At 68.6% G+C, this 13,710-nt stretch carries 11 protein-coding genes; all 11 read right to left on the bottom strand.

Annotated features, from left to right (window positions below):
- Positions 1-52: 52 nt before the first annotated feature.
- Complete coding sequence (locus H4O11_RS05015) at positions 53-385, bottom strand: DUF2894 domain-containing protein (protein WP_182338241.1); 333 nt, start codon at positions 383-385, stop codon at positions 53-55.
- A complete protein-coding gene (locus tag H4O11_RS05010) occupies positions 375-1,022 on the bottom strand; it encodes an OmpA family protein (protein ID WP_182338240.1) in 648 nt (215 codons plus the stop codon). The genes H4O11_RS05015 and H4O11_RS05010 overlap by 11 nt, the downstream gene beginning before the upstream one ends.
- Positions 1,019-3,097, bottom strand: a complete 2,079-nt coding sequence (locus H4O11_RS05005; protein WP_182338239.1) for a DUF802 domain-containing protein — start codon at positions 3,095-3,097, stop codon at positions 1,019-1,021. The genes H4O11_RS05010 and H4O11_RS05005 overlap by 4 nt, the downstream gene beginning before the upstream one ends.
- Positions 3,098-3,107: 10 nt before the next feature.
- A complete protein-coding gene (locus H4O11_RS05000; RefSeq protein WP_182338238.1) occupies positions 3,108-3,800 on the bottom strand; it encodes a DUF3348 family protein in 693 nt (230 codons plus the stop codon).
- Positions 3,801-3,861: 61 nt separating this feature from the next.
- Positions 3,862-5,265: a sensor histidine kinase gene (locus tag H4O11_RS04995; protein WP_182338237.1), complete on the bottom strand. Its 1,404-nt coding sequence runs from the start codon at positions 5,263-5,265 to the stop codon at positions 3,862-3,864.
- Positions 5,246-5,962 carry a response regulator transcription factor gene (locus tag H4O11_RS04990; protein ID WP_182338236.1) on the bottom strand — a complete coding sequence of 239 codons (717 nt, stop codon included), beginning with the start codon at positions 5,960-5,962 and terminating at the stop codon, positions 5,246-5,248. The genes H4O11_RS04995 and H4O11_RS04990 overlap by 20 nt, the downstream gene beginning before the upstream one ends.
- Before the next feature lie 27 nt (positions 5,963-5,989).
- The gene (locus H4O11_RS04985) at positions 5,990-6,790 is read right to left on the bottom strand and encodes a MipA/OmpV family protein (protein WP_182338235.1); all 801 of its coding nucleotides are present in this window, start codon (positions 6,788-6,790) and stop codon (positions 5,990-5,992) included.
- A 133-nt stretch (positions 6,791-6,923) separates the two neighbouring features.
- Positions 6,924-8,120, bottom strand: coding sequence for an endo-1,4-beta-xylanase (locus H4O11_RS04980; protein WP_182338234.1), 1,197 nt, complete (start codon positions 8,118-8,120; stop codon positions 6,924-6,926).
- On the bottom strand, positions 8,117-10,858 hold the full coding sequence (gene galB, locus H4O11_RS04975) for a beta-galactosidase GalB (protein WP_425506004.1): 2,742 nt from the start codon (positions 10,856-10,858) through the stop codon (positions 8,117-8,119). Before galB ends, H4O11_RS04980 begins: the two co-directional genes overlap by 4 nt.
- Positions 10,859-10,881: 23 nt before the next feature.
- On the bottom strand, positions 10,882-12,306 hold the full coding sequence (gene uxaC, locus H4O11_RS04970) for a glucuronate isomerase (protein ID WP_182338232.1): 1,425 nt from the start codon (positions 12,304-12,306) through the stop codon (positions 10,882-10,884).
- Positions 12,307-12,357: 51 nt separating this feature from the next.
- Positions 12,358-13,665, bottom strand: coding sequence for an MFS transporter (locus H4O11_RS04965; RefSeq protein WP_182338231.1), 1,308 nt, complete (start codon positions 13,663-13,665; stop codon positions 12,358-12,360).
- Positions 13,666-13,710 lie beyond the last annotated feature (45 nt).

The following is a 13,710-nucleotide window of genomic DNA, read 5'->3' as shown; positions in this document are numbered from 1 at the left end:
TAGACGGGCATGGCCCGTCACTACCACCCGGACGGGCGCGATGCGTGGGCGGTTAGCGCCTGCGCTTGGCCGGTGTGGCGGACGGCTGCATCTGTTCCAGCCATGACAGCGCATCGGCATAGGCCACGAAGTGGCGGAGGTAGCCGGGCGAGGTTTCCTGCATCAACGTCAGCATGCGATGCACCAGCACCGCCGAGTTGAGCGGCCCGCCTTCGGCCGGGGCCTGCTGCAGGGTGATGCGCAGGCGACTGTCCGCATGCAGCTGCTCCCACTGGATGCGCATGTCAGCCAGCGCCGGCAGTTCCGGAAACGTGGCCGCCGAACGCGACCCGGCATCCAGTCGTGCTACCAGGCCGGCCAATCCATCATGGCGGTCAGTGCCCATCGACTGCATCCCGGGTGCCGGGCCGTGCGACCGGGGCAATCTCCACGCGCCGGTTGCGCGCACGACCTTCTTCGTCCGCGTTGGAGCTGACCGGCTGTCCTGCACCGAACGCTGCGGCGAATATCGTGTTGGCCGGGACGCCCTCGGCGATCAGCGTGCGGGTGACGGTGAGCGAGCGCTGCGCGGACAGTTCCCAGTTGTCGGCGAACTGGCGGTTGTTCTCGTGCACCGGCTGGTCGTCGGTGAAACCGCTGACCATCAGGATTTCTTCCTGGCTGGCCAGCCAGCCTTTCAGCGGACCCGCCAGGCTGCGCAGGACCTCGCGGCCTTCCGGCTGCAACTGGTCGGAATTGAGCGCGAACAGCACGTTGCCGCGGATGCCGATGCGTCCGTCCACCAGGGTGACCCGGCCAGCCGCCAGCGGGCCGGCCAATGCCTGCTCCAGCGTCTGCCGCCGCTGTTCGGCGGCCTGGCGTTGCTTCACTTCCTGGTCCAGGCGTCCGGACAGTTCCAGTTGCACCGCGACCACCCCGACCAGGATCAGCACGAACGCTCCCAGCAGCACCGACATCAGGTCACCGAACGCGGCCCAGATCGGCGCGGACGATTCGCCGTCGATGTCGATCTCTTCGCTCATGCCTTGCCTGCCGTGGCCGACAGCTGCTTCAGTTCGTCGATGACCTGTTTCTGCGACAGCAGGCTGAGGTCGACCACCTCGCGCGCCTGCGCGACGTAATACGCCAGCTGCTCATCACTGCGCTGCAGCGAAGCATCCAGCGCGCCGGCGAGCTGCTGCAGGTGGCCGGACAGGCCGTCGCTGCTGGCAGAGAAGGTGGTGACCGCGCCTTCCAGCCCCTGTGCCAGGGCGGTAACGTGGCCGGCGCCGGAAGCCAGCTGCGTCGCCAGCCCGTCCATCACCTCGGCATTGGCCTGCACCTGCTGGCCGAACTGCGCCCCGGTGCGTTCCAGCAGCGCGCCGGCCTGTTCGATCAGGCCATCCACGGCAACGCGTTGCTGGGTCGATGCAACGTTGATGGCATCCATCAAGGTACCCAGCGTACCCAGCAGCTGGGTGCGCTCATCGAGCAGGGCGGTATCGCGCAGCAGGCTGTCGGACAGGCGTTCGCGCAGCTCGGCCACGACCTCGGCCGCGGCACGCGGCGCTTCGGCTGCCGCGTCGACCAGGCGGCCGATTTCGGCGATGGTGCTGCTGGCGTGGGCCTGTGCCTCGGTGCCCATACGGGCTGCAGCGCGCTCCAGTGCGTCGCAGATATCCTGCTGTCGTTGCGCGACCTCCTCGCTGTCGCGACGCCATTGCGCGCCGGCGTTGTCGGCCAGCGCGGTGAAGGCCTGCGACCAGGCCGCCATGCGCCGTGCGTCGCCTTCGCCGATGCGCTCCTGCAACTGCGTGTTGCCTGCCTCCAGGCGTGCCAGCAGCGCTTCCGCCTGCTGCCTGTGCCCGGCAGCGGCATGCTGCCAGGACTGGGCGTTGTGCTCGGCCAGCGCAGCATGGGCGTCCTGCTGCTGCCGGGTGATGGCCTGCCAGTTTTCTGCCAGCACTTCGTTGCTGGCCTGCAGGCGTTGTCCGATGCTGTCCACCAGCTCCGCTGCGCCCTGTTGCTGCGTGGCTGCGGACTGCTGCAGCATGGTGCGCAGGGCGTCGACCAGTTCGGCATTGGCCTCGCGCTGGCTGGCTAGCGCTGACGACCAGGCGTTGCCTGCCGTCGCGCTGGCGCGTTCGAAACCCTGCTGCAGGCCGGTCACCTGCTGTTGCACGGCATCGGTGATGCTGGCCTGGGTGCGTGCGCTTTCGGCAGCCAGGCCGTCCAGCGTGCTGCGCAGCATGGGGGCCAGTGCGCCACCGATGGCCAGTGCACCGGCTTCCACGCCGCGCTGCAATGACTGTTCAAGGGACGTGGCAAGCTGTGCCTGGCTGGCTTCACCGTACGCATGGAAGGCGGCCTGCCGTGCCTGCAACTGCTCATGGCTGTTGTTGCTGGCCTGCCGTACGTCGTCGACCAGCACCTGCAGCCGGTCCACCAGCGCCGGCATCACGTCCGATTGCAGCTGCAGCAGGCGCAGGGTCTCGGCGCGCTGCCATGCCTGGGTATGGCGATGCAGGTCGGTGGCGATGCGCAGGTCCAGCGCCTGGGTGACTGCCAGCCGCTCGCGACGCAGCAGCGACGACAGCAGGCCCAGCATCGCCGAGGTGGCCACGCCGGCGATGGAGGTTCCGAACGCCACCGCCAGCCCCTCCACCGGTGAGGCCAGCGAACCGCGGATTGCCTGCAGGTCGGTGGCGCTTTCCAGTGCGATGCCGGTGCCACGCAGGGTTGCCATCATGCCCAGCAGCGTACCCAGCATGCCCAGCAGCACCAGCAGGCCCACCAGGTAGGGCGTCAACGCCGGGGCGGGCAGGGCGACGCGCTCGCCATCCACGCGCAGGCGTACCGCGCTGCGCAGTTCGGCCGGCAGCCGCTGCAGCCATGCCGGGAGGTCGGTGGCGGCGGCGGGATCGTCCAGCGCCTGCGCCAAGGCCGTGCTGGAGCGTCGATAACGCAGCAGTTCCATGCCGCCGGCGAGGTAGCAGGCGGCAATGACGAAGGCGACCGTGGCACCGACGGCATGGCTGCCGATGTAACCGATGCCGATCCAGAGTGCGGCAACCAGGCCGGCGAGGAAGATGACGAGATGAAGTGCGTTACGCAGCATGGAAACCCGATCAGTGGGTGCGAAGGGCAGACAGCAGCCCGTCGATGGGAAGGAAACGAAGCTCGAGTTCGGACTGCAGCAGGGCCTGCAGTTCGCGCACGAATGCGGTGTGGTGCTGGCCCGGGGCAGGGCCGGCCGCGGTGGCGGCCGCACCATCGGCGATATCGCCGTGCGGGGATTCCGCCGTGGCGTGCCGCTCGGCCCGTTGGCGGATCGCCAGCGGAATGCCTGCCAGTAGGCTGGATTCGCGCGGGCTGAGGACCTGTTCCAGCAGGGCGTCCACCTGGGCCAGGCGTGCCTGGGTCGGCGTGCCTTGTGCAAGCATGTCGCGCAGGCGGCCGCGCAGGCGGCCGGTCGCGGCCTGCAGGGAGCGCTGTACGGACAGGTAGTGTGTGCGGCAGGCCTCGTGGTCGGCGTCGCCAAGCGCCATCGCGGTCCGTGCCACCAGCGTGCCCATTTCGGTGCGGATGCGCGCGCAGTCGGCCTCTTCGCTTGCATCGAAGCACGCCGCGTCGGCCTCTGCCGGCGGCAGCCGGCCATCCAGTGCCCCCTGCAGCGCCACGGCCCGGTTCCAGTCGAACCACTGGCTGAGCCGGTCAGGCACCGAAGGGCTGGATGCCGGCAGGGGGCTGGCGGCCAGCTGCGCCAGCTGGCGGATGATCGTCGGCCCCGGGACAGGGCCCCGGGAAGACGGCTTGGCCATTATCTAGGGTGCAAAACGCATGATTTTACACGCGAACGCGGGTCACCGCCGGAGCGACCGTTCAGCCCCTGCCGGGGTCCGGATCCGGCCCATGGGCGGCCAATGCCTTGCCAGGCGGGCCCAGCTCAACGACGAAACAGGCGCCGTTGCCGGCAGCGGGGGGCTCATGGCGGATTGTCCAGCCATGCATGTGGCAGATCTGCTGGCAGATCGCCAGGCCCAGGCCAGCCCCATCGCCGTCGCAGTTTCCGCGCCAGAAGCGCTTGAACAGGTGTGGCTGGTCGCCGGCTGCCACGCCGGAGCCCTGGTCGCACACGCGGAAACCCGAATCGTCGCAGGACAGCAGCACCACGCTGCCCGGCGGCGCGTGGTTGATCGCATTCTCGATCAGGTTCTTGGCCAGCACGAACACCGCGCCGGCATCCATCTGCAATCGCCGTGGCGGAGCCTGGATGGCATGCTCCAGCCGCACCCCGCGTCGCTGCGCGGCGCGCTGCAGGTATTCCAGTGCCTCCAGCAGTACCGGCGCCAGCTCGGCCTGGGCGAAGCCATAGTTGTGGCCTTCGCTGGCCTCGGCAAGATGCAGCAGCTGGTGCACGATGCGCGCCATCAGCGCGGTGTCGCGCAGCAGGTCGGCCTTGTTCGGTGAATCTTCCAGTTCGATCTGTGCCTGCAGCAGTGCCAGCGGTGTCTTCAGCTCGTGCGCGGCCGAGGCCAGGAATTCCTGCTGCACGCGGAAGCCGGTTTCCAGCCGCGCCAGGGCACCGTTGAATGCGCTGACCATCGGCGCAAGCTCGGTCGGCACGCGGTCGGTGGGCAGCCGTGCGGACAGCGTGCCGGGGCCGATCCGGGCCGCTTCGGCAGATGCCTCGCGCACCGAGCGGAGCATGCGCCGCACCGTGAGGTAGACCACCACGGCGAAGGTCAGCAGCGCCAGGAATGAGTTGATCGCAGCCGAGCGCAGGTACAGCTCGCCCGCAAAACGCTTCAGGGTGAGTATCAGGCGTCGGCTCTGGGCCACCCGGATGGTGTACGTCTGCCCGTCCTGGACGACGTCGCGTTCCAGCGTTCCCAGCATCAGCTCCGGGTGGTGCAGGTAGGCCGTGGCGAAGCCGTTGCCGGAAGACATGGCCTGCAGCACCTCGCGTGCCGGCCCGGGAACGCTCTGTGCACGCACCGTGCCGGCCGTGTCCAGCACCATGTAAGCCGCATCCCGTGGCATGGCGTCGTACATGCTGACCATGCGCTCGGGCAGCACGACCGACAGCGCGCCATCGGCTGCGGGCCGCATTACCTTGGCGATGTCGGCCACCTCATCGGCCAACTCGATGCGCATCACCCTGCCTGGCGAAGAAATCCACTTGCCGTCGGACATCACCATGAACGCAACGCCGATCGCCGCTGCCATGCCAAGCAGGCTGGCCAGCACCAGGCGCGCGGCAAGGCTAAGGGGGCGCAGGCGCATCGCCAGCCCTCAGCGCATAGCCGTGTGCGCGCAGGTTCACCAGCGCCTGCCGCGATTCGATCGCGGCCAGTTTCCGGCGCAGCCGGTGCAGGGCCACGTCCAGTGCATTGGGGGTCACCGCGTCGCCCATGCCCCAGGCGGCGGCCTCCAGCGTGCCACGGCGGACCGCCTGGCCGGCGGCGCGCAGCAGGCAGATCATGATCTGCAGCTCGGCAGGTGCAAGGCTTACCGATTCGTCGCCACGGCACAGCCTGCCGTCCTCGGGCCGCAGGCTCAGGTCGTCGTGGGCCAGGCGCGGGTCGCGCAGCTCGGCGGGGCGACGCATCAGCGCCCGCACCCGGGCGGCAAGTTCTTCGATGGCGAATGGCTTGGCCAGGTAGTCGTCGGCGCCGGCATCCAGCCCGTCCACCCGGTCGTGCAATGCATCGCGCGCGGTCAGCATCAGGCAGGGCGTGGTGTTGCCGGCCGCACGCATCCAGCGCACCAGCTCCAGCCCATCGCCATCAGGCAGCCCGCGGTCGACCACCACCACCGCATAGGGCTGGTCGCCCACCGCATGCCAGGCGGAGGCAAGGGTGGGGAATACATCGGCGGCGATGCCGATGCCGGCCAACCCGCGCTTGACCAGCACGGACAAGCGCACATGGTCTTCCACCAGTGCGATCCGTCCATGCAGCTGTCGGGTGCTTTCGGTCATCGGTTCCTGCGACATCGGCGGAAGGGGTCAGAAGCTGCGGCTGATGCCCAGGCGGAACGTGGCACTTCCGCTGACGTCGCGCTCCATCAACGGGCTGTCGGTGATCTCCGAAGGCAGGAACTGGTACTGCAGCCCACCGGACAGCTTCCAGCTGCGCGACAGGGGGCGCTGGAAGCCGAGGCTGACCTGCGGCACCACGGCGGCATCGGCGCGGTAGGCAACCACGCCGCGGCGGATCTCCTCGTCCAGTGTGCCATGGTAATAGTTGGCCAGGTCGTCGGACAGCCAGCGCACGCCGACGCCCGGCACCAGCGTGGTCCTGCCCAGCTGCAGCGGATAGGCATAGTCGGCGCCCAGCTCGTAGCCACCACTGGTATCGGTCACATCCGCGAGGGCGCGTACGGTCAGCTCGCCGGCGCGGCCTTCCCAGCGCAACGCAAGGCCCAGGTCCAGCGCATCGTCGCGGTCGGACAGCAGGCGGGCATCGATGCCGTTCCGGGCCAGTTCGGTGCGGCCGAGGTCATCGATGTCGAAGCCATCGAAGCGACCGGACACCACCGCATCGATGCCGAACGATTCGCCCTTGTACAGGTGCAGGCCACCGGACAGGCCGCGCCAGAAGAAACGCTGGCCTTCAAAGCGGACCATCGGGAACGGGCGGATGCGGGTTCCTTCGCCGGCGTAGGGACTGTCCCTGGCGACAACGCCGATGCCGATTTCCCAGCGGTCATCGGCACGTTCGGCGAGCACGGCTTCGGTACTGGGCGCTTCCTGCGCGGCGACGGAGGTGGACAACAACAGCGTGGTGGCAATGGCATATCTGAGCATGGGGACAGGTTCCGGAAGGACACGCGCAGTGTTCTCCGGGGATTCTTACGGAAGACTTACGCTGCCCCGCTGCGGGCAGGGGGCGATGCCCTGCGCGCTGCCGGATCCAACGGCAGCGGGCCATGGACCTGCTCTACCGGGTCGACGCGGCGGAGGCTGCAGGTACCTGGATCACGGCTTCCAGTGCCGGCTTCGGCTTCAGGTGGCGGTCGAACAGCAGCGGGTGGTTGGTGCGCCCCTTCACCGGAAAGCCGTTCTTCCACGATTGCCCGTCATGCAGGCCCCAGAAAGTGACCCGGCCAATCACATCGCGCTTGCGCTGGAACAGCGCGAACAGCTCGGCATAACGCGTGGCCAGGCGCTGCTGGGCCTCGGCTGGCAGGCCGTCGGCGTAGGGGTCCAGGCGCTGGCGGACGACCGGATCGTCAGGCAGCTCGACGTGGCGGTCGGCATCCAGTCCATCGGCCATCTCCGGCCGCGGCAGGACGTCTACGTCCAGCTCGGTGATCATGACCTTGACCCCCAGCGCGGCGAACGCATCGATGGTCTGCTCGATCTCGGCGATGGAAGGCCCATCGATTCCCCAGTGCCCCTGCATGCCCACGCCGTCGATGCGCAGGCCGGCAGCCTGCAGCATCTTCACCAGGCGCACGATGCCGGCACGCTTTTCTGGCTTGAAGGTATTGAAATCGTTGTAGTACAGCTCGGCCTGCGGATCGGCGCGTGCGGCAGCCGCGAAGGCCTCGCGCAGCAGGCGGTCGCCGTCGCCGACATTCGTCAGCCAGGGGCTCTGGCGGTAGCTGCCGTCCTCGTCGATGACCTCGTTGGCGACATCCCAGGCCTGTACCCGCCCGGCGTAGTGGCCGGCAACGGTATCGATGTAGTCGCGCAGGCGCTGCAGCTGCACCTCGGCGGTATTCGGCCGGCCGGCCGAATCGGTGAACATCCAGCCCGGCGTCTGCACATGCCAGAGCAGCGTGTGGCCGACGACGAACAATCCGTTGCGCCGGCCGAACTCCACGAACGCATCGCCCCGGCTGAAATCGTAGACATCCGGCGCGGGATGCAGGCGTTCGGGTTTCATTTCGTTCTCGGCGGTGATGCTGTCGAACTGCTGCAACACCAGCGCCTGCGCACCGGCTTCGCGCCCATGGACCTGGTCATCGTCCAGCGCCACGCCGACCAGGAAGTCGTTGGCATAGGCCTGCTTCAATGTAGCGTGCGCCGGAGGGGCGGCCGCGCTGGCCAGCGGCGCGAGCGCCATGCAGGAAAGCAGCGCGGCAAGCCGCAGGGCCGGCCGTGGCCGGTGCAACAGGGCAGGGCGTTTCATGGTGATGCCTCCATCGGGCCTGGTTGGAGCTGGATCGCCACGACCGCAGGCGCCAGTCCCTGCGCTTCAGCGTGTACGTGCACGCGGCCGCTGGCCCCGGGCAGGGCGCGGACTATCGCCAGCACCTTGCCGTTGAAGGCGTTGCGGACCGGGCTGGGGAAAGCGGTCATGTCGGTTGGATCACCGTTGTCGGTCGCCAGCAGTTCGGCCGGTCCCTCGACACGGAAGCGGATCGCGCGGGCATCGCGTGGCACCGCCTGTCCGCTGGCATCGCGCACCTGCACGCTGATGAAGGCCAGGTCGCGGCCGTCGGCGGAGATCATCGTGCGGTCTGCTTCGGCCTGCAGCCGGGTGGCTTCCTGCGCGGTGCGTACGCGATCCTCGGCCCAGGGTTTGCCGTCACGCCAGGCCTGCACGCGCAGTTCGCCGGGCTGGTAGCGCACCGCATCCCAGCGCAGCCGGTACTGGCCTGGCGCCTTGCGTTGGCGCCCCTGGCTGACGCCGTTGACGAACAGTTCGGCTTCATCGCCAGAGGTGAACACATGTACCGGCGTGACCTCGCCCTCGCGGCCCGGCCAGGTCCAGTGGGGCAGCAGGTGCGCCATCGGCAGGTCGGGGCGCCAGCGCGCCTGGTACAGGTAGTAGCGGTCCTTGGGAAAGCCTGCCAGGTCGATGATGCCGGAGTAGGAACTGCGGGAACTGTAGTAGGGCGTGGGTTCGCCCAGGTAGTCGAAGCCGGTCCAGACGAACTCGCCGGCGACGAAGGGATGCCGGTCCTGCGCGGCGAACACCACGTCCGGGCTGACGCCGAAATCCACCGCATACAGTTCGTACGCGCTGACCTGGTGGACCTGCTCGTCGCCGCCCTGGCCCTGGCGCACCGGCGAGGTGGCCAGCGGGGTGACCGGGAACAGGAAACTGCCCCGGCTGCTCAGGGTGGAGGCGGTTTCGCTGCCCAGGATCGCCTTGTCGGGGAAGCGGGCACGGAAGGCGTCGTACTGCGGCGGGGTGCGGATGCGCTCGGTGCCCTCGAATTCCGCCTGCTGGCGGATGCCTTCGCCCTGGTAGTTCAGCGAAATGACATCCAGTTCGGCAGGCAGCGACATGTCCGGCTTGGCATAGTTCATCGCCGCCGTGACCGGGCGCTCGTCCTCTTCGCGGACGATGCCACGCAGGGTGCGTGCGATGCGCCGACCGTCCGCTTCGCTGTACTGTTCGCCCACCTCGTTGCCTATGCTCCACAGCACCACCGACGGGTGGTTGCGGTCGCGACGGAGCATCGCCCGCAGGTCGGCCTCGTGCCACTCGGGGAACACCAGGTGGAAGTCCAGTGGGGTCTTCTTCATCTCCCACGAATCGAATACCTCGTCGACCACCAGCAGGCCCATGCGGTCGGTGAGTTCCAGCAGTTCCGGTGCGGGTGGATTGTGCGCCATGCGGATTGCATTGGTGCCCATCGCCTGCAGGATCTGCAACTGGCGTTCGGCGGCGCGTCGGTTGAAGGCCGCGCCGAGCGCGCCGAGGTCATGGTGGTTGTTGACGCCGCGGAGCTGCACCCGCTCGCCGTTGACCTGCAGGCCGCCGGTCGGGTCGAAGCGCACGTCGCGGATGCCGAAACGGGTTTCATGCCGGTCGACCACGCGCGCGCCATCACGCACCGTGGCCACCGCCACGTAACGGTGTGGCTGCTGGTTGGGTGGCGGACCCCACAGCCGTGGCTGGTCCACCTGCAGCAACCGGTCGAAGGCTGCGGTGGCTCCTCCCGCAACGCGGGCAGGGGGTAATGCCGCCTGCGCGACCGGCCTGTCCGCGATTCGGCCATCTGCTTCCAGGACGAACAGCGCGATGTCCGTGCGCAGGGTGCGCGGTGCCGGATCGTCGTTGCGCAGCTCGCCGCGCACGCGCACCTGCGCCTTGCCGGGGGTGGCGACCGGGCTGGTGACACGCACGCTGCCGTCGACCACATGCTGGCGCTGCGTACTGCGCAGCCAGACATGCCGATACAGGCCGGCGCCGGGATACCAGCGCGCCGACGCAGGCGGATTGTCCAGGCGGATGGCCAGCTGGTTCGACGCGCCGGCGCGCAGGCAGTCGCTCAGGTCCAGTTCCCAGGAGCTGTACCCGTAAGGCCAGCCTCCCATCAACTGCCCATTGCACCAGACCGCGGCATAGGACATCGCCCCTTCGATTTCCAGCGTCAGCCGGCGGCCCTGGTCGCTCGCGGGAATGTCCAGCGTGCGCCGGTACCAGCCGATGCCCCAACTGGGCAGCCGGCCCATGCCGCCATGTGGCCCGTCGACCAGGAAGGGGCCGGCAATGGCCCAGTCATGCGGCAGGCTGACCTGCTGCCAGCCACTGTCGTCGAACCCGGGCTGCACGAACGGATGTGTTCCACCGGGGTTGCCGCTGGGCCGGGCATGGCGACGGGCCTCGGGCAGCAGGTAATTGGCGGTGGGCAGGATCCACGGCTTCAACACGTCCTGTCCATCGGCCTGCACGGCCTGTGCCGCATCGGGCTGCGCGTCGGCGTCCTTGCCGTCCTCGCTGTCCTCCAGCACCGGCCGCACGTCATAGGCCAGTCCGGCGCCGTGGCCGTCGGCTTCGCCCAGGTGGAAGCGCCAGCCCTCGTCGAGCAGGCGGCGTTCGCGCGGTGCCGGTGCCGTGTCCTGTCCCGCGGCGGGATCGCCGGCCCGGGCCGGCAGCGCGACCGAAGCGACCAGCAGCGTTGCCAGCGACACGTGCAACAGCAATCGTGGGCGGCTCACAGGCGGTACGCCCGCTTGGGCAGGTGGTAGGCCAGGTCCACGGCCACCTCGGCGGCATCGTCTTCCTCGATGCGATGCTCGGCCACCAGCTTGGCCAGGAACGCACAGTCCACGCGCCGGGCAACGTCATGGCGTGCGGGGATGGAAAGAAACGCGCGGGTATCGTCGTTGAAGCCGACGGTGTTGTAGAACCCGCCGCTGCTCAGGGTCTGCTCGCGGAAGCGCCACATGCCTTCGGGTGCATCATGGAACCACCATGCCGGCCCCAGCAGCAGCGCCGGATAGTGGCCGGCCAAGGGGGCCAGTTCGCGTGCGTAAGTGCTCTCGTCCAGAGTGAACAGGATGAGGCGGAAATCCGGATGGTTGCCGAAGCGATCCAGCAGCGGCTTCAGCGCGTGCACGTATTCGGTACGCAGCGGGATATCGGCGCCCTTGTCGCGGCCGAAGCGCTGGAACAGCCCACGGTTGTGGTTGCGGAAGCAGCCCGGATGCAACTGCATCACCAGTCCGTCATCCACGCTCATCGCCGCCATCTCGGTCAGCATCTGGGCGCGGAACAGCTCCGCTTCCGCTGCGCTGGCCTTGCCGGCCACCACGGTATCGAACAGGCGCTCGGCTTCGGCGGGCGGCAGGTCGGCCGTCCGGGCGCTGGGGTGTCCATGGTCGGTAGAGGTGGCGCCCATTGCCGCAAAGAACGCGCGGCGCTGCCGATGGGCGCGCAGGTAGCCCTGCCAGCGGTGCACGTCTTCGCCGGTCAGTTCGCCAAAACGCTGCAGCGCGGTGGGGAAGGCTTCGTGCTCCGGGTCGATCACCGGGTCGGGGCGATAGGCGGTGATCACCCGTCCATGCCAGCCGCTGTCGATGATGGCGGCGTGGTGCGCCAGATCGTCCAGCGGCGATTCGGTGGTGGCGATCAACTCGATGTTGAAGCGTTCGAACAACGCGCGCGGAGCGAACGCCGGCGTCTGCAAGGCGGCGTTGATGTGGTCGTAGTAGTAGTCGGCAGTCCCGGCGTCCAGCTGCACCGACAGCCCGAATACATCATGGAAGACCTGCGCCAGCCAGGTCGACGAGGGCGTACCGCGGAACAAGGCGAAATGCCTGGCGAAAACCCGCCATGCCTGGCGCGGGTCGACCGGCGCCCGCGAACCATCCGCGCGCGGGATGCCCAGGCTGTCCAGGTCCACGCCCTGGCTGTACAGCATGCGGAACACGTAATGGTCCGGCAGCAGCAGCAGTTCGGTGGGGTTCTCGAACGGCGCATTGCCGGCGAACCACGCCGGGTCGGTGTGGCCATGCGGGCTGATGATCGGCAGCCCGACGACCTGTGCATGCAGCCGGCGTGCGATGTCGCGCTGGACCGGGTCGGAAGGGAACAGGCGATCAGGATGCAGGTGCAGCGGGCGGGTGGTGGCAGTCATGGCGTCCGTGGGCAGCAACAGGAAGGGTAGGGAGGGCGTTGGGACAGGTGCTCAGGCCACTGGCGGTCCAGCGTCGCCGCCGAGCGCGGTCGGCGCCAGCGCCGGCACGATCAGGTGCACCACCAGCAGGGCCAGCAGATAGGCAGAACCGGCCATCAGGAATACCGGCACATAGCTGCCGGTGCTCTGCAGCAGGAATCCGGTGAAGGTGGAGATCAGCATGCCACTGACCGCGCCGGCGAAACCGCCGATGCCGACCACCGAGGCCACTGCGCGTCGCGGGAACATGTCCGAGGGCAGGGTGAATACATTTGCCGACCAACCCTGGTGCCCGGCCGTGGCCAGCCCGATCAGGCCGACCGCCAGCCACAGGTTGTCGGCGCCCGCGGCGAAAATGATCGGAACCACCGCCAGCGCGCAGACCAGCATCGCGCCCTTGCGTGCCCGGTTGACGCTCCATCCGGCGCGCAGCAGGCGCCCGGCCAGCCAGCCGCCGGCGATGCTGCCGCAGTCGGCCAGCACGAAGATGATGATCAACGGCAGGCCAAGCTGCAGCAGCGACAGGCCATATTCGGCATGCAGGAACTTCGGCAGCCAGAACAGGAAGAACCACCAGATCGGATCGGTCATGAACTTGGCGGCCACGAAGGCCCACGTCTGGCGGTGGCCGAGCAGTTGCTTCCAGGCGATACGCGTGGTGGGCTCGGCGGGATCACTGCGGATCAGCTCCAGTTCGGCGCGTGACAGCGCCGGCTGCTGTTCGGGCGTGCGGTACCACAGCAGCCAGATTGCCAGCCACAGCGCACTGAGCAGGCCGGTGAACAGGAAGGCGGCCTGCCATCCCCATGCGGCGGCTACCAGTGGCACCAGCAGTGGCGCGATGATCGCGCCGATGTTCGACCCGGAGTTGAAGATGCCCACCGCGAAGGCGCGCTCGCGGCGCGGGAACCATTCGGCGACGGTCTTGATCGCCGCCGGGAAGTTGCCGGACTCACCCAGGCCCAGCGCGAAGCGCGCGACCGCGAAGCCGACCACGCCGGCCGCCAGTGCATGCCCCATTGCAGCCAGGCTCCACACCGCGATCGCGATGGCGTAGCCGATGCGCGTGCCGAAGCGGTCGATGATCGCGCCCGCGCACAGCAGGCCCAGCGCGTATGCACCCTGGAAGGCGGTCACGATGTAGCCGTACTGGATCTCGTTCCAGCCGATCTCGGTCTGCAGGAACGGAGCGAGGACGCCCAGCACCTGGCGGTCCACGTAATTGATGGTGGTCGCTGCCAGCAGCATGGCGCAGACCCGCCAGCGATAGCGCCCGACGCGGGCAGGGGCGGGGAGGGCGGATGCAGGGATTTCGCTCACAGGGACTCCGTTGCGTGTTCGTCGGGCGGTCATGGCAGGTCGAAG

Source organism: Stenotrophomonas tumulicola, from assembly GCF_014117215.1.
Lineage (GTDB): Bacteria > Pseudomonadota > Gammaproteobacteria > Xanthomonadales > Xanthomonadaceae > Stenotrophomonas > Stenotrophomonas tumulicola.
This window is presented reverse-complemented; position numbering and strand designations above follow the sequence as displayed.